This window comes from Dorea sp. AF36-15AT (assembly GCF_003477705.1).
Lineage (GTDB): Bacteria > Bacillota > Clostridia > Lachnospirales > Lachnospiraceae > Claveliimonas > Claveliimonas ammoniilytica.
Window position 1 is genome coordinate 167,835 of sequence record NZ_QUDV01000004.1, and the last position, 24,381, is coordinate 192,215.

21 protein-coding genes and 1 other annotated feature (1 of these 22 cut by a window edge) are annotated in these 24,381 nt (G+C 45.1%); of the genes, 18 read left to right on the forward strand and 3 right to left on the reverse strand.

Annotated features, from left to right (window positions below; genetic code table 11):
* Positions 1 to 24: a binding site (T-box leader), on the reverse strand (it extends 216 nt beyond the left edge of the window).
* A 310-nt stretch (positions 25 to 334) separates the two neighbouring features.
* The 9 genes from DWZ93_RS08170 (at position 335) to DWZ93_RS08210 (ending at position 10,401) form a co-directional block, all read left to right on the forward strand.
* Positions 335 to 895, forward strand: a complete 561-nt coding sequence (locus tag DWZ93_RS08170) for a hypothetical protein (RefSeq protein ID WP_118383991.1) — start codon at positions 335 to 337, stop codon at positions 893 to 895.
* A 12-nt stretch (positions 896 to 907) separates the two neighbouring features.
* Positions 908 to 1,429, forward strand: a complete 522-nt coding sequence (locus tag DWZ93_RS08175) for a hypothetical protein (RefSeq protein WP_118452541.1) — start codon at positions 908 to 910, stop codon at positions 1,427 to 1,429.
* Between the two features lie 14 nt (positions 1,430 to 1,443).
* Positions 1,444 to 3,174, forward strand: coding sequence for a V-type ATP synthase subunit A (locus tag DWZ93_RS08180; RefSeq protein WP_118452542.1), 1,731 nt, complete (start codon positions 1,444 to 1,446; stop codon positions 3,172 to 3,174).
* A 12-nt stretch (positions 3,175 to 3,186) separates the two neighbouring features.
* Positions 3,187 to 4,482, forward strand: coding sequence for a V-type ATP synthase subunit B (locus DWZ93_RS08185; RefSeq protein WP_118383989.1), 1,296 nt, complete (start codon positions 3,187 to 3,189; stop codon positions 4,480 to 4,482).
* Positions 4,483 to 4,494: 12 nt separating this feature from the next.
* A complete protein-coding gene (locus tag DWZ93_RS08190; RefSeq protein WP_118383988.1) occupies positions 4,495 to 5,109 on the forward strand; it encodes a V-type ATP synthase subunit D in 615 nt (204 codons plus the stop codon).
* Positions 5,106 to 6,947, forward strand: coding sequence for a V-type ATP synthase subunit I (locus tag DWZ93_RS08195; RefSeq protein WP_118452543.1), 1,842 nt, complete (start codon positions 5,106 to 5,108; stop codon positions 6,945 to 6,947). The genes DWZ93_RS08190 and DWZ93_RS08195 overlap by 4 nt, the downstream gene beginning before the upstream one ends.
* A gap of 21 nt (positions 6,948 to 6,968) precedes the next feature.
* Complete coding sequence (locus tag DWZ93_RS08200; RefSeq protein ID WP_118383986.1) at positions 6,969 to 7,403, forward strand: V-type ATP synthase subunit K; 435 nt, start codon at positions 6,969 to 6,971, stop codon at positions 7,401 to 7,403.
* A 158-nt stretch (positions 7,404 to 7,561) separates the two neighbouring features.
* Positions 7,562 to 9,625 carry a toll/interleukin-1 receptor domain-containing protein gene (locus DWZ93_RS08205; RefSeq protein WP_118452544.1) on the forward strand — a complete coding sequence of 688 codons (2,064 nt, stop codon included), beginning with the start codon at positions 7,562 to 7,564 and terminating at the stop codon, positions 9,623 to 9,625.
* A gap of 20 nt (positions 9,626 to 9,645) precedes the next feature.
* Positions 9,646 to 10,401, forward strand: a complete 756-nt coding sequence (locus DWZ93_RS08210) for an inositol monophosphatase family protein (protein WP_118452545.1) — start codon at positions 9,646 to 9,648, stop codon at positions 10,399 to 10,401.
* A 25-nt stretch (positions 10,402 to 10,426) separates the two neighbouring features.
* Here the strand turns inward: DWZ93_RS08210 and DWZ93_RS08215 are convergent, their stop codons facing one another.
* The 3 genes from DWZ93_RS08215 to DWZ93_RS08225 form a co-directional block, all read right to left on the reverse strand.
* Positions 10,427 to 13,267, reverse strand: a complete 2,841-nt coding sequence (locus tag DWZ93_RS08215; RefSeq protein WP_243061220.1) for an HD domain-containing phosphohydrolase — start codon at positions 13,265 to 13,267, stop codon at positions 10,427 to 10,429.
* A 202-nt stretch (positions 13,268 to 13,469) separates the two neighbouring features.
* Complete coding sequence (locus DWZ93_RS08220) at positions 13,470 to 14,039, reverse strand: phosphoribosyltransferase family protein (RefSeq protein ID WP_118452546.1); 570 nt, start codon at positions 14,037 to 14,039, stop codon at positions 13,470 to 13,472.
* A 16-nt stretch (positions 14,040 to 14,055) separates the two neighbouring features.
* Complete coding sequence (locus DWZ93_RS08225; protein ID WP_118383982.1) at positions 14,056 to 15,114, reverse strand: NCS2 family permease; 1,059 nt, start codon at positions 15,112 to 15,114, stop codon at positions 14,056 to 14,058.
* Positions 15,115 to 15,592: 478 nt separating this feature from the next.
* On the opposite strand from DWZ93_RS08225, the gene DWZ93_RS08230 reads away from it, so the two are divergent.
* The 9 genes from DWZ93_RS08230 to DWZ93_RS08270 all read left to right on the forward strand — a co-directional run bounded on the left by DWZ93_RS08230 (position 15,593) and on the right by DWZ93_RS08270 (position 24,374).
* Positions 15,593 to 15,973, forward strand: coding sequence for a C-GCAxxG-C-C family protein (locus DWZ93_RS08230; protein WP_118452547.1), 381 nt, complete (start codon positions 15,593 to 15,595; stop codon positions 15,971 to 15,973).
* A gap of 26 nt (positions 15,974 to 15,999) precedes the next feature.
* Positions 16,000 to 17,403, forward strand: a complete 1,404-nt coding sequence (locus tag DWZ93_RS08235; RefSeq protein WP_118452548.1) for an alanine/glycine:cation symporter family protein — start codon at positions 16,000 to 16,002, stop codon at positions 17,401 to 17,403.
* 449 nt (positions 17,404 to 17,852) lie between these two features.
* Positions 17,853 to 18,878 carry an anthranilate phosphoribosyltransferase gene (trpD, locus tag DWZ93_RS08240; RefSeq protein WP_118452549.1) on the forward strand — a complete coding sequence of 342 codons (1,026 nt, stop codon included), beginning with the start codon at positions 17,853 to 17,855 and terminating at the stop codon, positions 18,876 to 18,878.
* Positions 18,879 to 18,880: 2 nt separating this feature from the next.
* Positions 18,881 to 19,666 (forward strand): indole-3-glycerol phosphate synthase TrpC, encoded by a 786-nt coding sequence (gene trpC, locus DWZ93_RS08245; protein WP_118452550.1) that lies wholly within the window; start codon positions 18,881 to 18,883, stop codon positions 19,664 to 19,666.
* Positions 19,663 to 20,271: a phosphoribosylanthranilate isomerase gene (locus DWZ93_RS08250; RefSeq protein WP_118452551.1), complete on the forward strand. Its 609-nt coding sequence runs from the start codon at positions 19,663 to 19,665 to the stop codon at positions 20,269 to 20,271. Before trpC ends, DWZ93_RS08250 begins: the two co-directional genes overlap by 4 nt.
* A complete protein-coding gene (trpB, locus tag DWZ93_RS08255) occupies positions 20,268 to 21,458 on the forward strand; it encodes a tryptophan synthase subunit beta (protein ID WP_118452552.1) in 1,191 nt (396 codons plus the stop codon). Before DWZ93_RS08250 ends, trpB begins: the two co-directional genes overlap by 4 nt.
* Complete coding sequence (gene trpA, locus DWZ93_RS08260; RefSeq protein WP_118452553.1) at positions 21,451 to 22,230, forward strand: tryptophan synthase subunit alpha; 780 nt, start codon at positions 21,451 to 21,453, stop codon at positions 22,228 to 22,230. Before trpB ends, trpA begins: the two co-directional genes overlap by 8 nt.
* A 146-nt stretch (positions 22,231 to 22,376) precedes the next feature.
* Complete coding sequence (locus DWZ93_RS08265; RefSeq protein ID WP_118452554.1) at positions 22,377 to 23,714, forward strand: TrkH family potassium uptake protein; 1,338 nt, start codon at positions 22,377 to 22,379, stop codon at positions 23,712 to 23,714.
* Between the two features lie 12 nt (positions 23,715 to 23,726).
* Positions 23,727 to 24,374: a potassium channel family protein gene (locus tag DWZ93_RS08270; protein ID WP_118452555.1), complete on the forward strand. Its 648-nt coding sequence runs from the start codon at positions 23,727 to 23,729 to the stop codon at positions 24,372 to 24,374.
* The last annotated feature ends 7 nt before the right edge of the window (positions 24,375 to 24,381 follow it).

Sequence of the window (24,381 nt, forward strand, 5' to 3'; positions counted from 1 at the left end):
CGTTGTTCTCATCAATGAATTTCGGTGAACGATATTCTTTTTTACAAAAAATTATTATAGACCTGCTATTTCAAATGTCAAGCATTTTTTTGTGGAATTATAAATCCATGAAAATAAATCGGAAATGGGGTGAACATGAATTTAAATGACAAAACAGGAGAAACTAACAAGATGGAAAATGACAATTGTTAGACAATTTCCCAAAATCTGGACAAAATATTAAATGTGTCAGAATGCTTGGAAATAATTCTTGTTTATATAAGAAGTATGTATTATAATTAAACGTGAATTGTTTCTTAAATAGTACAATTGAAAAATGAAGGGAAGTGAAATTATGGAGTTACAGATTCAAGACTTAGTTTCGTCAATCCGCAAGGACGGCATTGATGCGGCGAATGCGGAAGCAGAAGCAATTATTTCAGAAGCTAAGAAAAAGGCTGAAATGATTATTGCGGATGCGAAGGCTGAGGCTAAGAATATTCAGGAGACTTCAGAAAAAGAGATCAACATTCTGAAAGAGAGTGCAGCACTTAGTGCTGAGCAGGCAAAGCGCGATGCTATGCTTGCATTTAAGAATGAGGTCCAGGCTGAATTTGAAAAGATCCTTTCTGCAAAGATTAAGAATAACCTTTCAGATGCTGCACTTGGCAAGCTGATCCAGGCTGTTGTGGCAGATGAAGATGTACAGAATTATTCCGTTGAAGTTGCTGAGGTGAGTGATTCGCTCAAAGCAGAACTTGCAGAAGAAATTAAGAATGGTCTTGAGATCAAACCGACCAAGAGTGTGCGTGCGGGATTCCGCCTGGCAGCTAAAGATGGTTCGGGTTATTTCGACTGTTCTGACGAAGAGATCATGCAGATGCTGATGCCATATTTCAGAAATCTTGATTTCTAGCAGGAGGTGCTTATGGCTTCATATTATTATTTGATATCCAGCCTGCCGGACCTGAGAACAGATGGTGACATGCCGATGACTTACGATGAGTTTCTTGACATGTGCCAGTCAAATGTAAGTGAATCAAAGTATGAATTGTTGAAGAATCTCACCCTTTCGTCTGAAGAGGGACCGTTGTTAAAAGAGTGGTCAGCTTTTTATAAGAATCTTATGGGTGAGCTTAATTATCAGAGGAGCGTGAGTCTGGGAAGACCGTATCTGACATCCTATGATAAGGATTCAGTGATCGCACAGGTCGCAGGAGCTGCAATGGCTGCGAAGAATCCGCTGGAGGCAGAGAAGATCCTGCTGGAGTGCGAATTTGATAATCTTGATTCATTGGTAGGCCTGCATACTTTCGATGACAGATATTTATTCGGGTATGCGATTAAACTAAAATTGCTTGAGCGCCAGAGCTGTTTTGTTCAGTCAAAGGGACAGAAGGAATTCAAACGTCTTTTTGATCAGGTGCAGCAGCGCGTCTATAGCTTATAACAGGAGAGAATTTGATGGAAACAGTAACAGGATATGTAACTGGTATTAATGGAAATCTGGCGAATGTCAGCTTTAATGGTTCAGTTCATAAGAATGAAGTGGGTTATATCCTTGTTGATGGAAAACGTCTGAAAGGAGAGGTTATCCGTATTAACAACGGTGTTGCCAGCATGCAGATCTACGAGATGTCCAACGGTATCAAGGTTGGAGATCCGGTAGAATTCACCGGTGAACTGATGAGCGTAGAACTCGGACCAGGTCTGTTGACCCAGGTATTTGACGGACTTCAGAATCCATTGCCGGATCTTGCAGAGCAGTGTGGTTTCTTCCTTGAGAGAGGTGTATATCTTGATCCGATTCCGGACAGAGAATGGGAATTTACACCATCTGTAAAAGTGGGAGATGCTGTAGAAGCAGGAGATTCAATCGGCAGTGTTCCTGAAGGATTATTTACACATGAGATTATGGTTCCATTCACGCTGAAAGGCAGTGACTGGAAAGTTAAATCAATCAAAGAAAAAGGTTCTTATCATGTAAGAGCGACAATTTGTGTCATTGAAAATGGCAATGGAGAAGAAAAAGAACTCAGCATGGTTATTACCCAGCCGATCAAAAAGGCTGTTAAGTGCTACGAAGAGAGACTTCGCCCGGACGAGCCTCTGGTAACACAGATCCGTTGTATCGATTCGTTCCTTCCGGTAGCGAAGGGCGGAACATTCTGTGTACCTGGACCTTTCGGAGCAGGTAAGACCGTACTTCAGCACATGGAAGCTAAGAATGGTGAGGCAGATATTGTTATCGTGGCAGCTTGTGGAGAGCGTGCCGGTGAGGTTGTAGAGATCTTAAAAGAGTTCCCGGAACTGGAAGACCCGAAGACCGGAAGATCTCTGATGGAGAGAACCATCATTATCTGTAACACATCTTCTATGCCGGTAGCTGCCAGAGAGGCTTCCTGCTACACGGCTGTAACACTGGCTGAGTATTACAGACAGATGGGACTGGATGTACTTCTTCTTGCAGACTCTACCAGCCGTTGGGCACAGGCCATGCGTGAGATGTCAGGACGTCTGGAAGAGATTCCTGGTGAAGAGGCATTCCCGGCATATCTGGAGTCTACGATCGCATCGTTTTATGAGCGTGCCGGTAAGGTAAGACTTAAGGATGGCAAGATTGCATCCGTTACGATCGGTGGTACCGTATCACCTGCCGGTGGTAACTTTGAAGAGCCTGTAACACAGGCAACACTGAAGGTAGTCGGCGCATTCCACGGACTTTCCAGAGAGCGTTCCGATGCACGTAAGTACCCTGCGATCCATCCGATGGATTCATGGTCCAAATACGATGGAGTTGTAGATATGGCTCGTGTGGAGGAAGCACGTTCTATTCTGCACAGAGGAAATGAGATCAACCAGATGATGAAGGTTGTTGGTGAGGAAGGAACTTCCGCAGAAGATTATATCATTTATCAGAAGGGTGAGCTTCTTGATTCCGTATATCTGCAGCAGAACTCATTCGATCCGATTGATGCGGCATGCTCTCCAGACAGACAGCGGGAAGAGTTTGGCGTCCTTTACGATGCATTGATGGCATCCTATGATCTGGATGACAAAAACGAGATCCGAGGTTTCTTCAATCAGTTGAGACAGGAGTTCCTTGACTGGCATGGTACAGAATTCGAATCACCGGAATTCTACGCACAGGAAAAGAAAATCTCAGAATTCTACAAATCAAAAGCTGTTGAGTAGGAGGATGTTAGCGTGCAGAAAGTATATACAAAAATTGAATCAATCGTCGGTAACGTTGTTACTGTCAGAGCGAAGGATGTGCGCCTTGGCGACCTGGCTCTGGTAGGCGACAGTTATGCGAACGTAATTAAACTTGATAAAGATGTGGTATCTCTGCAGGTATTTGCAGGTGCGCAGGGTGTAGGAACCAGCGATCCGGTACGCTTCCTTGGACGACCGATGATGGTATCCTTCTCAGATCACCTGCTCGGACGTGTATTTGACGGAGCCGGTGTACCGAGAGACCACGGCCCGGCACTTACTGAGAACATGATTCCGATCGGCGGACCGTCATTTAATCCGGCGAAGCGTATTCTTCCAAAGAATATGATCCGTACCGGTATTCCGATGATCGATGTGTTCAATACACTGGTAGAGAGCCAGAAGCTTCCGATCTTCTCTATTTCCGGAGAACCTTACAATGCATTGCTTTCGCGTATTGCGTTGCAGGCGGAAGTAGACGTGATCGTACTTGGAGGTATGGGACTAAAATATGACGATTACCTTGCATTCCGTGATACACTGGAAAAAGGTGGCGCTATGAGCCATACGGTTATGTTTATCCATACCGCATCTGACCCGACCGTAGAGTGTACGCTGGTGCCGGATATGGCACTTGCTGTTGCAGAGCAGTTTGCGCTTAACGGTAAGAAAGTACTGGTACTTCTTACCGATATGACGAACTACGCAGATGCACAGAAGGAAATGGCGATCACTATGGAACAGGTACCTTCGAACCGAGGTTATCCTGGAGACCTGTACAGCTGTCTTGCATCCCGTTATGAGAAGGCCGTTGATATCGAGGGAGCCGGATCTATCACGATCCTTGGTGTTACGACGATGCCTGGTGATGATGTTACGCACCCGGTACCTGATAATACAGGTTATATTACAGAAGGTCAGTATTATCTGAAGAATGGACACATTGAACCGTTTGGATCTCTGTCACGTCTGAAACAGAATGTAAATGGTAAGACGAGAGATGACCACCGTGCACTGATGGATGGTATGATCCGTCTGTATTCTCAGTATAAGGAAGCACTTGAGAAGAAATCCATGGGATTCCTGATGAGTGAATGGGATGAGAAGCTTCTGAAGTACGGCGAGTTATTTGAGACGAAATTAATGGATCTTAGTGTGAACATTCCACTTGAAGATGCACTTGATCTTGGCTGGGAGATCCTTGCAGAGTGCTTTGAGCCAAATGAGACCGGTTTGAAGACAAGTCTTCTGCAGGAGAGATGGCCGGATAAGGATGCATTAAAATAAAAGGAGCAGCTAATGGCTATCAAACTTACTAAAAATGAGCAGAAGGTGCAGAAAGACCGCCTGAAACAGTATCAGCGTTATCTTCCGACACTGCAGCTTAAGAAGCAGCAGCTGCAGTCAGTGATCATGAAGACCAAGGCTGAACTGGATGAGAAGGAAGTCGAACGTGCTCAGATGATCGGAGATCTGGATGACTGGGTAGCAGTGTTCGCGGAGAATGAAATCTTCGATGAGGACATGAAGCTTGATTACCTGGTGCAGCCGGATACCGTTATCTGTAAGAATGAGAATATCGCCGGCGTGACAGTTCCTGCATTTCAGGAGCTGACATTCAAAGATATCAGCTATGACGTTGACGACTATCCTTTGTGGGTTGATACTGCGATTATAAAGCTTCGCGAGATTGCCCGTCTGGATGCTCTGGTATCGACGCTCCGCAAGCAGGAGGCACTCCTTGAGAAGGAACTTCGTTCTACCTCACAGCGAGTGAATCTGTTTGAGAAGGTCAAGATTCCGGAAGCCAAGGAGAATATCCGCGTGATCGGTGTATTCCTCGGAGATCAGCAGACAGCGGCAGTTGTACGCGGAAAGATTTCAAAGAAAAAATTAACGGAGGCGGCACAATGATAGAAAAGATGCAAATGGTCTATGTCGTGTCATCCGTCTCCAGAAAAGACGAGATGCTCGAAGGACTTCGTAATCTCGGACTTCTGCATCTGGCAGAAAAGAAGAGTCCGGCACGTGCGGCGACGGAAAGATTTACAACACTTTCCAAGACGGCGACGGAACTGCTGGATTATGCACCTGATAAGAAATCAAAGAACAAAAACAGTGCACCTGTTCTTTCCGACAAAGAATTTGAGGAAATGTATCAGGGCGTACTGAATGCGCTGGATAAGAAGTCCACGCTGGTTCAGGATATTAGTGCAGCCAATGCAGAGATCGAACGAATCAAAGCCTGGGGTGAGTTCTCTCCGGCTGAATTAAAACAATTAAAAGAAGCAGGGTATGATCTTCATTTTTACCGATTAGGTAAGCGTGAGTATGAGATGGCAGTACAGGATGAAAGTGTACAGATGGTCCGGCTGGCATCGATTGACAAGATGGATACCGTTGCTGTAATAGGAAGCCTGCCGGCGACCATACCTGCGGCAGAGTTCGCAATTCCGGAAAAGGGAATCGACGAACTGACAAAAGAGATAGAAGACAGTCAGAAGCAGATTGCTGAGTGTGATGAAGTCTTTAAGAAAGCAGCAGTGTATGAGTCAAGCTTTCAGGTTCAGATGTTGAAAGCCCAGAACGCGGAGAATTATTCATCTGCAAGCGAGACCGCAGAAAGCGATGAGGATTTTGTGTGGATCTCCGGATATCTTCCGGAAGAGGATCTTTCGAGATTCAAAGCAGCTGCGAAGGAAAATGGCTGGGCATGGGCGCAGGAAGATGTAGCTGAGGATGATATGCAGATTCCTACAAAAGTGAAATACGGTAAAGTATCCAGACTGATCAAACCGGTATTTGATATACTTGGTATTCTTCCAGGATACAGAGAACCGGATATTTCCCTTTGGTTCTTCCTGTTCTTTACACTGTTCTTTGCGATGATTATTGGAGATGCAGGTTATGGATGCCTGATTCTTATCGGAACCATTGCATATGCAGCGAAATCAAAGAAATTTAATAATGCAGTTTATTTGCTATTTGTATTATCGATCGTGACGATCATATGGGGTGCGATAACCGGAACCTGGTTTGGTCTGGAATCGGCAATGAATGTTCCGTTCCTGAGGGCACTGGTAATACCTGATTTTGCAAACTATCCGGGGTACTTTGGCGTGACTGCTCTTACGCAGCAAAACACGATCATGAAGTTCTCATTTTCCATCGGAGCAATTCAGATGGCACTTGGAAGTCTGATCTCGATCAAGAAGAAGCTTTCTAACAAAGATCTGAGCTGGGTGGCAGACCTGGGATGGCTTGTAGCGATTGTTGCAATGTATTTGTTGGCACTTTATCTGGTAATCGGCGAGAAGCTGGCGATCAAACCAATCTTTGTACTGATCGGCGTAGCATTTGCGCTGGTAGTCCTCTTTGGCGGCATGGCACCGGATCGTACATTTGCACAGGGACTTAAAGCAGGACTCGCAGATGCATTTACCGTATTCTTAAATACGATCAGCTGTTTTGGTAACGTTATGAGTTACATCCGTCTGTTTGCGGTAGGTATGGCAGGACTTGCCATTTCTCAGAGTTTCAACGGAATTGCAGCCGGATTCCACGGACCACTTATCATCATTGGTATTGTGGTTGTATTGATCGGACATGCACTGAACATTGTCATGTGTTTCCTGTCAGTCGTAGTACACGGTGTCAGACTGAATGTGCTGGAGTTCTCAGGCCAGGCAGGTCTGGAATGGACAGGAGTCGCATACGAACCATTTAAAGTAAACGATAAGATTGAAAAATAGTATTTATAAAGGAGAAAGATTATGAATTTAGCATTTATTGGAATGGCAGCTGCACTTGGTTTATCCGCTTCAGGATCAGCATTTGGTGCAGGATTTGCAGGACAGGCAGCAGTAGGAGCATGGAAAAAGTGTTATGCAAGCGGTAAACCGGCACCGTTCATTATGATCGCATTTGCCGGAGCACCTCTGACACAGACAATCTACGGATTCCTTCTTATGAACTTTATCAAGAGTGCAGTAGATGGCGGAGCAGACGCAGGACTTGCACTTGGCGTTGGACTTTTCTGCGGACTTGCAATCGGACTTTCCGCATTATTCCAGGGCAAGTGTGCAGCCGGAGCAGCTGATGCACTTGGCGCAACCGGAAAAGGTACAGCGAACTACTTTATCGTAATCGGTATCGTAGAGACAGTAGCCCTCTTTACATTGGTATTCGGCTTACTGCTGTTAGGCTAAGAAGAATAAAAAAATTAAAATGGTGTCGGGATTTATTCCCGGCACCATTTTTGTATGTGCGACGAGTCGAGCAGGCTTTTTTTTGAAAGCATTTGAAGAGGTGGAAATTCTCTGATATTTCCTTTATAATTAAGTCAGCTTTTTGGGGAGGGAACTGCATGGGCAAGAGAGTTTTTATCAGCTATTCACATCAGGACAGCGTGTGTGCAAAGGGAATTGCACGGTTTCTTACCAGACAGGGATATGATGTCTGGATAGATGTGGATAAATTAGTGGTTGGTCAGAGCTGGGCCAATAATATCAATGAAGCACTGCAGACAGCAGACATGATGATTGCACTGATTTCCAAGAATTCAGTGCGGAGGATGGAAGTACTGCGTGAAATATCGGAAGCACTGGACAGAAATGAAAAAGATGAGAACTTTTATGTGTTGTTTGTAGTCATTGGCAATGTGCATCCATCGTGGTTTCCGGATACCGGTGACGGCAAGGTGAAGAAGATTATCGAGTGTCTGCAAGTTATCCAGTTTATCCAGCTTGATGCAAAAGGGACGATCAGTATTGCAAAAATGCAGGAGCTGATACGTGCATTGAATGGTAAGATGACGTATACGGAAGGGATTGATTTCCGCAAAAGCAATGAATATATTTACGAGGCCGGGGTGCCGGAGAAGGTATATGATAATGTTGCTGAGAATTGCTTTTACCGGGTACATGCAAGTGACCTTGCTCCTTCGACAGCATTTCCTTTTGCATTGGATAACCAGTGGCTGCCGGATGAGATCATTGCGGATGATTCAGACATGAAGGGGCAGTTTATGCATTATGGGTTTGAAGCAGAATGTGTCCAGCAGTTTTTAGAGACATATCAGATGAAGAATCTGTATCTTGCGTTGATGCATACAAGACAGATCATCTTAAACAGGGCATCGATCCTTAACAGCAAAAGTCTGCAGAAATTATATTTTGCACACGAATACAAGGAACGGGAGCAGAATGCATTTGCACATTTGCTGAAGAACGGAAGCATTATTGTATTTTTGTATGGTGACCATGAACTGACGCCGTATGTGGATGAGCTGCCGGAGTACTCTACGATGCGCCATGCAGTCGATGAATGGAACCGGCTGTGTACAGAGATCGCCATGTACTGTATCCGGGAAAACTGGGAGACGCCGGTAGACAAACACAGTCAGGAACTCGTGAAGCAGTGTACAACACTGGCATTTAATAAAGAGACGAATGATATGCTGGCAGAATGTTTTGATTTTGATGTCGTTCAGAAAAAAGAATTTTTATCAACGTTGAAGGAGATCGAAATGTCTGTGTTTTTGCAGACACACATCATTGGGACGGGACGTAGGTCAGATGTGAAAGGATACAGCCGGTCAGCGTTTTACCGTAATTTTGTGGTGGTTGATAAGTCAGAAAATCATCCGGATCCGGTACTGAATTGCATATTTGATGAAAACAAGCCATTTCACAGGGAATTGAAAAAAATGATAGATGTATATTATAATTCTATTTTCACGAACTTTTTTAATTGTGCAGCCCTGATTCCCAGTGATATACGACCGGAGGATACATTTATCCATCAGCTGTATCTGACACATGGACTGAAAGAAGTGAGTCCGGATGAGCTGGAATATGCTTTTTCAGAATTTTTCGGCAACGAGGCGATACTTGATAAGATCGGGGAGATCGGTGATAATTTCTATCTTGAGAACTGGTCACTGGACCGGATCATTTCATATCGGGAAGGAATGCACTGGAGAGAGTATATCGAACTGGTCGAGTATATTACAAACCGTTCTACGTACTGGGAAGTGGATTTCAGTGATATTGAGAATCTGATCGAACTGTTTGTAGAAAGCATAAAGGAATGCCAGGCAAAAGAAGGGACGGTCAGCAAAAGGACACCGTTTGTTCCGGCATATACATTCCGCATATGTATTGGAAGTAAGGTGTTGGATATTGTCTGCAACCGCAATGTGCGTAAGTTAAAGACATACAAGGGCGTCCTGTCTGCCAAGACACAGAACAGTCTGTCAATACAGTTTCTGATCGGTGATTCAACTTCGGAAAGGAATCGGATATCAGAATCGATCTTTTTGCCTGTTAAAATTTTTGATGGAAAGACCAACTATATAGGTGGCAATTCCTATCTGGAAGAATTGAGCTCTTTTTTGACAGAGCAATGTGAATTTATGTGGATATATTAAAGAGAAGGAAGTAAGAGATAATGGATCATATGGAGTATGGACTGGAATTTTGCGAGAAAACACTGATCCCAACCATCAAAAATGTGGTGGATAAGTATGTAGGTACATCGTATTCAATCGAAAAAAAGGGACAGGGTAATTTTGTTACAACGGTTGATAAGAAGATAGAACAGGAACTGATCGATCGGTTTCAGCAGCTGGTGCCGGGTTCCGGGGTGATCGCAGAGGAAACGGAAGCACAATTGGAGCAGAAGTTTAACTGGATTATTGACCCGATTGACGGAACGACTAATTTTATCAATGGTCTGCAGTATGCAGTGTCTGTAGCTCTCGTATATGAACAGCCGGATCATATTCTCTTAGGGGTGGTATATAACCCTAAAGATGATATCTGGTATTACGCATGTAAAGGAAAGGGAAGCTATATCCTGGAAAAAGGAATGGTAACACAGCTGCGAGTCAGGACATTTCCGCCGGATGAAGGGATTGTGGTGTTTGGAATGCCATATGACAGGAGGAAGACAGGGAAGATATTAGATATTGTACAGAAGTATTATGCAATCGCATCGGATATGAAGCGGATCGGACCGTCTTCTCTTGATATCTGTCTGGTAGCATCGGGGAAAGCGAAGATGTATCTGGAACTGGATCTGAATCTGTGGGACATTTCCGCCGGGATATTAATTCTTACGGAAGCCGGTGGGACGTATGTACAGAAAGGGGATCTGTATATTTTTGGAAATGATGATATCCGGAATATTAAAGGTGCGCCGTAAGGCGCACCTTTTTGAATGGTAAGAATTATCTTTGCCGAGTCTCTTCAGCTGCCGGTTTATCCATCATACGGAGATATTCATAGCCAGGTATGAAATTGTGTTTCTTGTACAGCTTGTAGTATTCTGCGAAGATACGGTTCATGATCTTCGGGATATAGTTCTCATCTGGTTTGAAGAGGATGATCAGATACTGCATGGAGCTGTATCTGGTGCAGATATCTACGGAGCGGATACTCTGATGGATCGAATGCTTCATGCATTCCATGGCTTCCTCAATATTTTCAATATAGGTCATTTGTTCCGGCGCAGTTTCTATTGTTACCATGACAAGATAACAAGGATACTGATGGCGGCTTCCCAACCGGTTGATGTATTCGTATAACTTGGCAAACTGACGGTAATCCAGATCCAGTGCACCGGAGTAGTCGCCGCTGCTGCGCAGGGAGCGTGCAATCAGTGTTAGATCTTTATTGATGGCAGAATCAGAGGTGAGTTTCTGTTCTAACTGGTGATAGAAATAGAGATTGCCTTTCCCGTTCTGTTTTACATAGTACAGAGCTTTGTCTGCTTTCGTATAGCAGTCTTCGTAGGCATCTTTTGTAGTAGTCATGCACAGACCTGCTGACAAAGAAGCACTGCGGATTTGGATATCCTTAGCCTTGGCTGCATTGAATTTATCGAACAGAGTGTGAACCTGTGCTGTGATCGTTGCCTCAGTGGCATTTGGCATAAAGAACAGAAATTCATCACCGCCCAGACGACAGACAACTGCGTCCGGTGTCATATCTGACAGTAGTGTCCCCAGCAGTTTCAGCGACCGGTCACCGGCTTTGTGACCATGCGTGTCGTTAATCTGTTTGAGGTTATCCATATCAATGAAGACAAGACAACCATCGTATTTCTGCATAAACTGAGACACCAGCTTCTCACCACGACTCCGCATCGGCAGTCCGGTCAGAAAATCATAAGTTTCACTGTCCTCTTGTGTTTTCATCGTAGTCATGACATTGGAGATAAAGCGGTTGATATCATTTTCAATTGCGGTAAATCCCAGATCATTTTCCGGATGCAGATAATCAGAATTGATATCTAATCGGTGTTCTTCCAGAAGCATTAAAAAAATCTCCGTAAGTTCCGGATCAAACTGCGTGCCGCTGTTTTCACGGAATTCCCGAATGATAGATGCTTCAGGAAGTGAATTGCGGCAGGAATGATTGGTGTTCATGACATCGTAACCGTCAGCTATGGCTATGATGCGGGCATACAATGAAATATCAGTTCCTTTCAGTCCATCCGGATAACCTTTGCCGTCATAGCGTTCATGATGATGGCGGGCAACATCAGCGGACTGTTTGAGCAACGTGATATTTTTCAAAATCTCACCGCCGATGACAGTGTGCTCTTTTGTGACGGCATATTCTTCGGGAGTCAGTCTGGTTGGCTTGTTCAGAATCGTATCAGGGATACCGACCTTTCCGATGTCGTGCAGATGAGCTGCGTATTTCAGATTCAGAATTTCTTTAGGACTCCAGTGAAGTTCTTTTGCAATCAGTGCAGCATATTCGGCAACCCGATGAGAATGCCCGCGAGTATATTCATCCTTTGCTTCAACGGTGAGAGCCAGGGTCTGCATCATCTGCAGAGACAGACGCTCAGTCTGCTGGCGGCGTTTTTCAAGCGCGCGCTGCTGTCTTTGGACTTCCATATTATGTACATCACGGATGGTGCGAAGTACAGACATAAAGAGCAGAATGATCATACCGATACACATAAACATACCGGAAATGGACACTACGAAGTAGACAGACAGCCCTTCAATGATTGCTGATATCATAACAGCAGACAGTCCGATCAAGGTCAGTCTGTCAAAGCGGATCGGGCCCTGTTTCATACATTTATAAAAGGTAATAAAGGTACTAACAAATGTGACAGCTAAGATGATCTGGCTGATCGGAAGTGTCTCGATATAATCTGCGATGCCGGTTACATGCAGGATCGTACAGACTGTGAAGTTAATGACTGCAATATAGCCAAGAGTCTGATGCGGCTTATGATATCGTCCCTGCTGTACGCTGTCTGCATAGAACAGGATTGGAATCGGAACCAGCATGATCATTACAAAACACAGCGCGGAAAGGATGGACGAATTAGGGAACAGGAGCTGTTTTAGCTTAGACTCACCGAGCATCCAGGTTGCGCCCATGATCATACACCAGCCCAGATATTCTATATCGAATTTGGTTTTGTATACCAGCCCCAGTGCGATACTGAAAAGTACGCTGATAATACCGGAAAAGAGAATGAAGAATGCAATTATAGTCTCTAATCCGTTCTGGTCAAACAGAGAGACCCAGATTTTGGCACGGTCGCCGCAGTATACCGGATTGATCACGCCGGAATACTTATGCGTGTAAGTCGTCAGTTCGATGCGGAGTTCTTTCCCTGCATCGGCAGAAGAGGTATCGCAGAATATATAACGGCTGGCTGAGTTCTTGCCAGATAGTCTGGTATCTTTGGTGCTGTATTCGGTTCGCAGTTCGCCGTCAATATAGCATTTGACATCCTGCAGAGAAGAACGAAATGCAATCACATGGGCATTGTAATCATCGGGAAGCGTCGTCGTGAGAATCATAGTCTCTCCGGCGGGAATGGAATAATGTCCGGGTACATCGACAGATTCTGTGGATCCATCTGGCTTTTGCCAGGTAAAACTTCCGGAATAAATGAGAGAGTCTGCTGACATATCAATCATTCGTTCATTTGCCCCAAATATCTCCATAGCTACAAACCAGATCAGGATTGCAAACATCAGGATATAATAGGGGTAGCGTTTGGTTTTACTGATTACGTATTTATCTTTTGTCACGACAGAAATACTCCTTGTATTTTATTGGTGGGAGATGGTTGTTTGTGGTGGGAGCAATCCTTTTGCTCCTGCTATATTTATTATAAGCGGTGCAGGATGCATTTGCAATTGTATGGAAGAAAGAAGTGAAGAAAGGGAAAAGCCCCGGGATACACGGCTGCTGGACCGTATACCCCGGGGCTTTTCGAGATGAAAAACGAGTTTAGTCGATAGCGTTATATTCACCATCGGATAACTTGCGGAAAAGCGGAAGCTTCTGCAGGAAGATGATGTCTTCTCTGTCTGCTGCATCGCCTTCTGCAAGGATTGCGGCTTTCTTAACGACCTCGGCGCCTGCATTTTCCATCAGGCACTCCAGTGCGTGGAGAGATTCTCCGGTAGAAATGACGTCATCCAACAGGCAGACTCTTTTGCCACGGATCTTATCGGCGTCTTTTCCATCCAGATACAGATGCTGCTCTCCGGCAGTTGTAATGGAATGAACGGATGCGGATACCACATCTTTCATGTAAGACTTTGTACTCTTTCTGGCTACAATAAATTCTTTGAGACCAAGCTGTCTGCTGACCTCATATGCCAGTGCGATACCTTTGGCTTCTGCGGTTACGATAGCATCCACATTGCCGATTTTTTTGGCAAGTTCAGGTGCGCAGGCGCTGACCAGTTCTGTGTCGCCAAGGACTACGAAACTTGCAAATGCCATATCCTCGCTGATCGGGATGAATGGAAGGGTACGATCTACATTACACAAAGTCATATTGTATGTTTTCATAATAACATATTCCTCCTTATAATCCAAGGAACTTAGCTGCAACACCAGCGAGCATTCCGAGGAATGGATTGGTTACTGCTGTTACGACCATAGTTGTTCCGCCTACTGCAGCATTTGTTGCCAGGGCAGAAGGGGCATCCAGTACAACGGTCTTGAAGATACCAAGTACAAATAAGAAACCTGCGATAGAAGAAGCCGGTACATATTTACCGATCTTCGGAAGCAGTTTCAGAAGCAGGATCACACCGATCACAACCATCATTGCAACACCGGCCCATACAGCATGCGGCGCATTAGCGGTAGCAGAGATGATAGACTCTACCGGAGCACCACCGAAGAAAGAAGAGCACATATCTGCCAGAGAGGAGATTACAGTCAGCGTATCTACATTGTAATTACCGCCTGTTGCCATTCCGGCTGTGATTCCTCCGAAGGAAATGTTGGAACCGATGTTCAGACATACCATTCCGAGAGCACCAAGGATTACGTTAGCGTTGATAGTGAATTTCTGACGGATGAATTTGTCATCCTCTACGATAATGCTTGATTTTTCTTTGTTGAAGATTGCATTGGCAATGCAGGATGCGACAACAGAGATTACGATGGTATATACCAGTGTATTAGCACTGTCTTTTGTGAAATAATAAGTAATGAGTGCTACTGCCAGAGATACGCCTCCGGAAATGGCATCACTTTTTACCATATCGATTGCAGCTTTGGTAAGGATGATACCAACACCGGCCATCATACCGAAAGCGACATCTTCACCGACAAAATTCACGATTTTAGTTAAAAGACCCAGAGCACCGATCAGAGCCATGATCACACCGCCGATAAAGATCATGGTGCATCGCTCAGAACGGTCCTTGCCGGCTGTTCCGGCGTAAGTGATCGTCTCAGCCTGGAAAGAGATCGGAGCCACGCTCTGTGTTACCGTGTTACCGATCGCACCTACAAAAAATGCCAGTGCAGTAGGTACAGAGGCGAATCCATAAGCCAGTGCCAGGAGTCCCTGCGGAAGTCCATTCAGTACGACACCGATTACAGCCATCAGGTCAGTCATAATTGCATTCATAGTTTTTCCTCCTAGAATAAGTAGTAAGTATTAAGTCAACAACGTGGTTCGGCAGGATCATGAGTACGTTGTCGTACGATGTCCTGCCTAAATAAAAGTGTAACATCGAATGCTGTGGGTGTAAATGAGTCTGGTCATGAGAACTTTTAACGGACATTGATAACCTATGCTAATAAATAGCTTTTTGCCCCTGGCATCCGTAAATATCTCTGGAAAAAACTTATGATGTATAGTAGAATCAACTGGGAAGTAATCATAAATCAAGAAATGATTATATCAGATGGGAGATGACTCCACCTCTATAGGTGGTGAGAAACAAGCTGGTATCAGTGGTGGGAGTCAATCCCCCATCTGATATAGCCTCTGGCAGGATTGCAGAGGTGCGCAGTAGAAGTATGTCATGCAATAGCATGACGCGCACCTCGCAGCAAGAATGCTGAGGCATTCTTGAAATTAACGAAAGAGAGGAAATCTGGTTATGAGCAAAGCGGAGTTGGCAATTGAAAAGAAGTACAATGGAAAGTGTAACTGTGCACAGGCTGTTGCATGTAGTTTCGCAGAAGAAGCCGGGGTAGATGAGGAGACATTAAAAGCAGCTACTCAGGCATTTGGGGTTGGGCTTGCGACTATGGAAGGCAACTGTGGTGCATTGTCAGGTGCAGCGATGGTATTAGGACTGATCCATAAGGATCGCAAGAAGACAACAGAGGATATTCGTGCGATCATGACAGAATTTAAGGAGACATACGGAACAGTAGTCTGTAAGGAACTTAAGGGTGTGGAGACAGGAAAGGTAATCCTGCCTTGTGATGACTGCATCAGAGCAGCTGCCGAACTATTGGAGAAACAGCTTGGCTAAGCTGGAAGATAAAGGAGAGAAGTTTTATGTTGGGAATGATTATTGACACTATCAGTACGTTCATGTACAGCAAGCTGCTGGTGATACTGCTGATCGGAGCCGGAATCTATTTTACGATCCGGACAAAACTGCCACAGATAAGATTATTTAAAGATGCATGCATGGCAGTTGTAGAGAAGCCGGAGGATGATGAAGGAGTATCATCTTTTCAGGCGTTGATGGTTTCTACCGCATCGAGGGTAGGAACCGGTAATATTGTCGGCGTGTCGACTGCAATCTGTATCGGAGGATTCGGCTCCGTATTCTGGATGTGGGTGATCGCGATCATTGGCAGTGCATCTGCATTTGTAGAAAGTACACTGGCACAGATATTTAAGAAAAAAGGAAAAGACGGGGAATGTTATGGCGGTCCTGCTTATTATATAGAAGCAGCTCTTCACAGCAGACCGTTGGCAATTGTTTTCTGCATCTCTATGATTGCGACTTATGCATTTGGATTTAACATGCTTGCATCGTACAATCTGCAGTCCACATTTTCCGGATTTGCATTTTATGATGTAAAGTGGTCGCCATGGATCATTGGAGGTATTCTGGCAGTGATTACCGGATGGTGTCTGCTGGGTGGAGGTTCCCGTATTGTGAAGGTGACTTCTACATTGGTTCCGATTATGGGAGTGGCGTATATCTTGATCTCGATCGTGGTTATGATTATTAATCATGCCTATCTGCCGATGGTATTCACTAAGATTTTTGAGGAAGCATTCGATTTCAATGCAATTTTTGGAGCATTCGCAGGATCAGCCATGATGCAGGGAATCCGTCGTGGGCTTTATTCCAATGAAGCAGGTATCGGTTCAGCACCGAATGCGTCTGCGTCAGCGCAGGTCAGTCATCCGGTTAAACAGGGAATGGTGCAGATGCTGTCTGTGTTTATTGATACACTGCTTCTGTGTACTGCAACTGCGATGATGTGTATGTCATCCGGTATTGCACCGACAGAAGAACTGCAAGGTGCACCGTGGGTACAGGAAGCACTGCGTGAATCACTGGGCGGCTTCGGACCGATCTTCATCGCAATTGCAATGGTACTTTTTGCATTTACCACATTACTTGGCAACTGTTTCTATTGTGATAATCTGCTGAATTATATTCATAAAGGTGAACCAAGTAAAGGTTTTATGAAAGGATTCCGTCTGATATCTGCACTGGTGGTATTCCTGGGTGCCGGGATGGAAGTGTCCATGCTCTGGAACATTTCAGATGTGTTGATGGGAGTCATGGCTCTCATTAATATTCCGGTCATTCTAATCCTGTCTAATATTGCACTGAAGGCGTTGGCAGATTATGAGAAGCAGATGAAAGCAGGAGTGAACCCTGTGTTTAAGGCAAAAAATATTGATCTGGAATATGAGACCGATTGTTGGAATTAAATAAAATTCACCGTTGACATGATTTTTTCATCGTGCTATTATTTAGTAAATTAATACTTCAAACCGATGAAGTGGAGATAACGGCAATCATGCCTTTACAGAGAGTCCGGGATGCTGAGAACCGGATGAGAAACAAGTTGTCAAATGGACCACGGAGGGTGCAGTCAAATGTGAACCGGATTTTATTGATCATTGTATCATGGATTCACAGAGTATTCTGCAACGTGAAGGCATACGTCAGTTGCCGGGGATATAGAGGTATCCTGATAAGAGCACAGGTTTATGCCTGTGAATACAAGGTGGCACCGCGGATAGTGATTCGTACATTCGTCCTTGACAGAAAGAGTATCTTTCTGTCAGGGACTTTTTTATGATTTGAGAGCAAATCACCGGATGGAAAACAGATGATTGCAGCTTTCATACGATAGAGAGAAAAGGAGAGATAAGCTATGATTAAAGAAGCCATTGTAAAAATCGTAAACAAAGAAGATCTGACATACAAAGAAGCATACGACGTGATGAATGAGATCATGAACGGTGAGACTTCTCCGACACAGAACGCAGCTTTCTTAGCAGCACTTTCTACCAAGAGTGCGAGAGCAGAAACAACGGATGAGATCGCAGGCTGTGCAGCAGCGATGAGAGAACATGCGCTGAAGGTTGAGACAGACATGGAGTTGTTTGAGATCGTAGGTACCGGCGGAGATAATGCACATAGCTTTAATATCTCTACCACTTCTGCATTGGTAGCGGCAGCAGGCGGTATGAAGGTAGCCAAGCACGGTAACCGCGCAGCTTCTTCCAAGTGTGGGACGGCAGATTGTCTGGAAGCGCTGGGCGTGAATATCCAGCAGAGTCCGGAACGGTGTGTGGAGCTGTTAAAAGAAGCCGGTATGTGTTTCTTCTTTGCACAGAAATATCATTCATCCATGAAGTATGTAGGAGCAATCCGCAAGGAACTTGGATTCCGTACGGTATTCAATATTCTGGGACCGCTGACTAATCCCGGAACACCGTCTATGCAGCTGCTTGGTGTGTACGATGAATATCTGGTAGAGCCGCTGGCACAGGTACTGATCAGTCTTGGAGTAAAGCGAGGCATGGTCGTATACGGTCAGGATAAACTCGATGAGATCTCAATGAGCGCACCGACTAAGGTATGTGAGATTAAAGATGGATGGTTTAAAACTTACGTGATCAAGCCGGAAGATTTCGGCCTCACACGCTGTACCAAAGAAGATCTGGTGGGTGGTACTCCTGATGAAAATGCAGAGATCACGAAGAACATTCTGAAAGGAGAGAAAGGACCAAAGCGTGATGCCGTTTTGATGAATGCAGGTGCGGCACTGTACATTGGCGGTAAGGCTGAAAATATGAAAGATGGTATTGAACTGGCGAGTGTGCTGATTGATTCCGGTAAAGCACTGGAGACATTGGAGAAACTGATCGAAGTCAGCAACCGGCCGGAGGTGTAAGAATGACGATATTAGACGAACTTGCGGACTACGCCAGAGTGCGTACCGCGGAGGCTAAGAAAAAGAGATCACCGGAAGAGGTGAAGAAGGCAGCACTTGCATTGCCAAAAGGAGATTACCGATTTGAGACAGCGTTGAAGAAACCGGGCATTTCTTTTATCTGTGAATGCAAGAAGGCTTCCCCGTCAAAAGGACTGATCGCACCGGAATTTCCATATCTGGAGATTGCAAAGGCGTATGAAGCGGCAGGTGCTGACTGTATCTCGGTGCTAACAGAACCAAAATGGTTCTTGGGGAGTGAACGGTATCTGCAGGAAATTGCTGAGGCGGTAGAGATTCCGTGTCTGAGGAAAGATTTTACTGTGGATGAATATATGATCTACGAAGCAAAGCTTCTTAGAGCATCGGCAGTGCTCCTGATCTGTTCCATCTTAAATGAGGAAGAACTGAAGCATTATATGGCAGTCTGTGAAGAACTGGGGCTGTCGGCATTGGTAGAAGCACATGATGCAGAAGAAGTGGAGATGGCACTCCGCGCAGGAGCAAGGATCATCGGTGTAAATAACCGGAACCTCAAGGATTTTACTGTGAACACGGATAACAGTAAAAAGCTTCGGGAAATGATTCCGCCGGAGGTTATCTTCGTATCTGAAAGCGGTGTGAAAGGATCAGAGGATGTAGCGGCACTCCGTGAGATCGGAGCAGATGCAGTGCTGGTCGGCGAGACGCTGATGCGTGCAGAAGATAAGACTAAAATGCTTGCAAAGCTCCGGGGAGGGCAGCTATGAAGATCAAGCTGTGTGGACTGACGAGACCTTGTGATATCGAAGCAGTCAATGAACTGCAGCCGGATTATATCGGATTTGTATTTGCAAAGAAAAGCAGAAGATATGTGAGCCCGGAAAAGGCAGAGGAATTAAAAGCCATGCTCGCGCCAGGGATTCAAGCTGTAGGCGTTTTTGTGAACGAGGAGCCGGAGCAGATCGTATCACTTCTTGAGGCTGGAACAATTGATGTGGCACAGCTTCATGGACAGGAAGGCGAGAGGGAGATCAGACGGCTTCGGGAACTTACCGATCATCCGCTGATCCAGGCGTTTCGAATTGATACAGAGCAAGATGTGGAACGAGCCAATGACAGTACGGCAGACTATGTACTGTTAGATTCTGGCGCAGGCGGTACGGGCACAGTTTTTGACTGGGATCTGCTGCAGGCGATCCGGCGACCGTATTTTCTGGCCGGCGGACTGGATACGGAGAACCTCGGGACGGTAAAAGCGAAACTAAATCCATATGGCATAGATGTCAGTTCAGGCATTGAGACCGATGGATATAAGGATAAAGAGAAAATGACAGCGTTTGTCGCTGCGGCAAGAAAGGAAGACGCATTATGACGAATATGAAAGGACGATTTGGTATTCACGGAGGGCAGTATATTCCTGAGACACTGATGAATGCGGTGATCGAACTGGAAGAAGCATATAATCACTATAAAAATGATCCGGAATTTAACCGGGAATTGGATGCGCTGCTTCATGATTATGCAGGCAGACCATCCAGACTCTATTATGCAGAGAAGATGACAAAGGATCTGGGCGGCGCAAAGATCTATCTGAAGCGTGAGGATCTGAACCATACAGGAGCGCACAAGATTAATAACGTACTGGGGCAGGCACTTCTTGCGAAGAAAATGGGCAAGACCAGATTGATTGCGGAGACCGGAGCAGGCCAGCATGGCGTGGCAACAGCGACAGCAGCGGCACTCTTTGGGATGGAGTGTGTAGTATTTATGGGAGAAGAAGATACCATCCGACAGGCATTGAACGTATATCGCATGCGTCTGCTGGGCGCAGAGGTTATCCCGGTTAAGAGCGGAACAGCAACACTCAAGGATGCGGTATCCGAGGCAATGCGTGAGTGGACTTCCCGTATCAGCGATACCCATTACTGTCTGGGATCTGTAATGGGTCCACATCCGTTCCCGACGATCGTGCGTGATTTTCAGGCAGTCATTTCAAAAGAGATCAGGGAACAGATCCTGGAAGCTGAGGGAAGACTGCCGGATGCAGTGCTTGCATGTGTAGGCGGCGGTTCTAATGCGATTGGAAGTTTTTATAATTTTATTGAGGATAAAGAGGTACAGCTGATCGGCTGCGAGGCAGCAGGAAGAGGGATTGATACCTTTGAGACAGCGGCAACGGTTAATACCGGACGCGTAGGTATCTTCCACGGTATGAAGTCGTATTTCTGTCAGGATAAATACGGGCAGATCGCACCGGTATATTCGATTTCCGCAGGTCTGGATTATCCGGGAGTCGGACCGGAGCATGCGCATCTTCACGATATTGGAAGAGCGCAGTATGTGCCGGTAACGGATGACGAAGCGGTCAATGCATTCGAATATCTGGCTAAGACAGAAGGCATTATTCCGGCAATCGAATCTGCACATGCGGTGGCGCATGCGATCAAGCTGGCACCGACAATGGATAAAGACAAGATTATCGTAATTACCATTTCCGGACGAGGCGATAAGGACTGTGCAGCCATCGCCAGATACAGAGGGGAGGATATCCATGAGTAATATAAAGAAAGCGTTCGAACAGGGCAAAGCATTTGTCGCATTTATCACCTGTGGAGATCCGGATCTTGAGACGACGGCGGCAGCAGTCAGAGCAGCTGTTGCAAATGGGGCTGATCTGATTGAGCTGGGCATCCCATTTTCTGATCCGACGGCAGAAGGACCGGTTATTCAAGGGGCGAATATCCGTGCATTGAGCGGTGGCGTGACAACCGACAAGATTTTTGATCTGGTAAGAGATTTACGGACAGATATAACTGTACCGATGGTATTTATGACCTATGCGAATGTGGTATTTTCATATGGAACAGAGACATTTATCTCTACTTGTAAAGATATCGGTATCGACGGTCTCATTCTTCCGGATATTCCATATGAAGAGAAAGAAGAATTTTTGCCAATCTGTCATAAGTATGATGTGGAGCTGATCTCGCTGATCGCACCGACATCTGAGAACAGGATCTCTATGATCGCAAAAGAAGCAGAAGGATTCCTGTACATTGTGTCCAGTCTTGGTGTAACCGGAACCAGAAGCGAGATTAAGACAGATCTGAAATCTATCGTAGATGTGGTACGCCAGAATACGGATATTCCATGTGCGATCGGATTCGGAATCTCGACGCCGGAGCAGGCTGGCAAGATGGCAGCGATTTCTGACGGTGCGATCGTGGGATCTGCGATTGTAAAATTGATAGAGAAATACGGAAAAGAATCACCAAAGTATGTGGGTGAATATGTAAAAGCTATGAAAAAAGGAACCATTGGTGAAGCCTGAGATTCCTGTAATATCTATTCGGACAGCAGAATATTGCTGTCCGTTCTTTATACTATCTTAATACAAATGGAAATACCCTTATACCATCTTAAGATAAAGACTCGTATAGTATTAAACGGAATGAAGATAAAGGAGTTTTATGTACTATGCGTAGATATATGCGACTAAAAAAACATCTGACATCGTTTCAGATCATCATTATGGGATTTGCAGGAGTAATCCTGGCAGGTGCATTCCTGCTTATGCTGCCATGTTCCAGTACATCAGGAAAGATAACGCCATTTTTTGATGCGCTGTTTACTTCAACGTCAGCAGTATGTGTGACAGGACTGGTGGTCGTAGATTCCGGAAGCTATTGGACGATGTTTGGACAGGCTGTAATATTACTTCTGATCCAGATCGGCGGTCTGGGTGTTATTACGATCGCGGTGGCATTTGCAATGCTTTCAGGGAAAAAGATTTCGCTGATGCAGAGAAGCGTTATGCAGAGCGCAATTTCAGCACCGCAGGTGGGCGGTATCGTAAGACTGACCCGTTTTATCCTGGGTGGGACATTTCTGATAGAAATAACAGGAGCAGTGGCTATGATGCCATCGTTCTGCAGCAGATATGGAATGCGTGGAATCTGGATGGCAGTATTTCACTCGATATCTGCGTTCTGTAATGCAGGGTTTGATATTCTGGGAACAAAGACACACCAATTTGCTTCACTTACCGGCTACAGTGGAAATGGCGTGATCAATATAACAATTATGCTATTGATCATCATAGGTGGAATCGGCTTTCTGACATGGGAAGACATTTATCTGAATCGTTTTCAGTGGAAGAGATACCGGCTGCAGAGTAAACTGATCCTGTGTACCACAGCATTTCTGATCGTGGTTCCGGCAGTGTTCTTTTATTTTGAAGATTTCCGGGGGCTTACAGGTATGCATGGTGTGTGGAATGCACTGTTCCAGTCTGTTACAACGAGAACAGCAGGATATAATACGGCAGACCTGGCAGCAATGTCAGGAGCATCCCAGGCTCTCATGATCATACTGATGCTGATCGGAGGTGCACCGGGATCGACGGCAGGAGGAATGAAGACGACCACCTTTGCGGTGATGATCGCCAATGCGGCTGCAACGTTCCGGCGAAGGGATCAGATCCAGGTGTTTCACCGGAGACTCAAGGATGAGGTTGTGAGAAATGCTTCAACGATTGCAGGAATGTATATTGCGCTGTTTTTCTGCGGTGCTTTTGCAATCAGCGTCATAGAGCATCTCCCGTTATCCGCCTGTTTATTTGAGACAGCATCAGCTGTCGGAACAGTAGGGCTGACACTTGGCGTGACGCCAGGTCTGGGAGTAGTGTCGAAAGGCATTTTAATCATACTGATGTATTTTGGCCGTGTTGGGGGACTGACACTGATCTATGCAGCTGTTCCGGAGAAAAGCAGATATATTGCAAGATATCCGGAAGAAAAAGTAAATGTTGGATAAGGAGACAGAAAGATGAAAAATATATTGTTAATTGGTCTTGGAAGATTTGGAAAACACATTGCAATCCAGTTGAATAGCCTGGGACATGAGATTATGGCAGTGGATATTGATGAAGAGAGAATCAATACTGTGCTTCCGTATGTTACGAATGCACAGATTGGAGACAGCACCAACTATAATTTCCTGAAATCACTGGGAATCAGTAATTTTGATGTATGCATTGTGACGATCAGCGGCAATTTCCAAAATTCACTGGAAACAACATCGTTATTAAAAGAACTGGGTGCAAGACTGGTCGTGTCAAGGGCAGAGCGGGATGTACAGAAAAAATTCCTGCTGCGGAACGGTGCGGATGAAGTGGTATATCCGGAAAAACAGATTGCTAAGTGGACAGCGATTCGTTATGCGTCTGACCATATCCTGGATTACGTAGAAGTAGATGATACACATGCATTTTTTGAAGTGGAAGTTCCGGAAAAATGGCTGGGAAAAACGGTCGGTGAACTGGATATCCGTAAAAAATATAATATTAATATCATGGCGGTCAAAGAAAATGGTAAAATACATGAAATAGTTTCACCAGAAACCGTGTTGACAGATCATATTACATTGATAGTTCTTGGAGAATATAAAGTAATCCAGAAATGTTTTAAGATTTAATGTTATA

Excerpts from the sequence above, each read along its gene's own strand:
- DWZ93_RS08225 (WP_118383982.1), bottom strand. The coding sequence starts at position 15,114 with ATGAATGCAATTATGACTGACCTGATGGCTGTAATCGGTGTCGTACTG.
- trpA (WP_118452553.1), top strand. The coding sequence starts at position 21,451 with ATGAGTAATATAAAGAAAGCGTTCGAACAGGGCAAAGCATTTGTCGCA.
- DWZ93_RS08190 (WP_118383988.1), top strand. The coding sequence starts at position 4,495 with ATGGCTATCAAACTTACTAAAAATGAGCAGAAGGTGCAGAAAGACCGC.
- DWZ93_RS08200 (WP_118383986.1), top strand. The coding sequence starts at position 6,969 with ATGAATTTAGCATTTATTGGAATGGCAGCTGCACTTGGTTTATCCGCT.
- trpC (WP_118452550.1), top strand. The coding sequence starts at position 18,881 with ATGACGATATTAGACGAACTTGCGGACTACGCCAGAGTGCGTACCGCG.
- DWZ93_RS08210 (WP_118452545.1), top strand. The coding sequence starts at position 9,646 with ATGGATCATATGGAGTATGGACTGGAATTTTGCGAGAAAACACTGATC.
- trpB (WP_118452552.1), top strand. The coding sequence starts at position 20,268 with ATGACGAATATGAAAGGACGATTTGGTATTCACGGAGGGCAGTATATT.
- DWZ93_RS08270 (WP_118452555.1), top strand. The coding sequence starts at position 23,727 with ATGAAAAATATATTGTTAATTGGTCTTGGAAGATTTGGAAAACACATT.
- DWZ93_RS08170 (WP_118383991.1), top strand. The coding sequence starts at position 335 with ATGGAGTTACAGATTCAAGACTTAGTTTCGTCAATCCGCAAGGACGGC.
- DWZ93_RS08175 (WP_118452541.1), top strand. The coding sequence starts at position 908 with ATGGCTTCATATTATTATTTGATATCCAGCCTGCCGGACCTGAGAACA.
- DWZ93_RS08205 (WP_118452544.1), top strand. The coding sequence starts at position 7,562 with ATGGGCAAGAGAGTTTTTATCAGCTATTCACATCAGGACAGCGTGTGT.
- DWZ93_RS08220 (WP_118452546.1), bottom strand. The coding sequence starts at position 14,039 with ATGAAAACATACAATATGACTTTGTGTAATGTAGATCGTACCCTTCCA.
- DWZ93_RS08250 (WP_118452551.1), top strand. The coding sequence starts at position 19,663 with ATGAAGATCAAGCTGTGTGGACTGACGAGACCTTGTGATATCGAAGCA.
- trpD (WP_118452549.1), top strand. The coding sequence starts at position 17,853 with ATGATTAAAGAAGCCATTGTAAAAATCGTAAACAAAGAAGATCTGACA.
- DWZ93_RS08235 (WP_118452548.1), top strand. The coding sequence starts at position 16,000 with ATGTTGGGAATGATTATTGACACTATCAGTACGTTCATGTACAGCAAG.
- DWZ93_RS08180 (WP_118452542.1), top strand. The coding sequence starts at position 1,444 with ATGGAAACAGTAACAGGATATGTAACTGGTATTAATGGAAATCTGGCG.
- DWZ93_RS08195 (WP_118452543.1), top strand. The coding sequence starts at position 5,106 with ATGATAGAAAAGATGCAAATGGTCTATGTCGTGTCATCCGTCTCCAGA.
- DWZ93_RS08230 (WP_118452547.1), top strand. The coding sequence starts at position 15,593 with ATGAGCAAAGCGGAGTTGGCAATTGAAAAGAAGTACAATGGAAAGTGT.
- DWZ93_RS08265 (WP_118452554.1), top strand. The coding sequence starts at position 22,377 with ATGCGTAGATATATGCGACTAAAAAAACATCTGACATCGTTTCAGATC.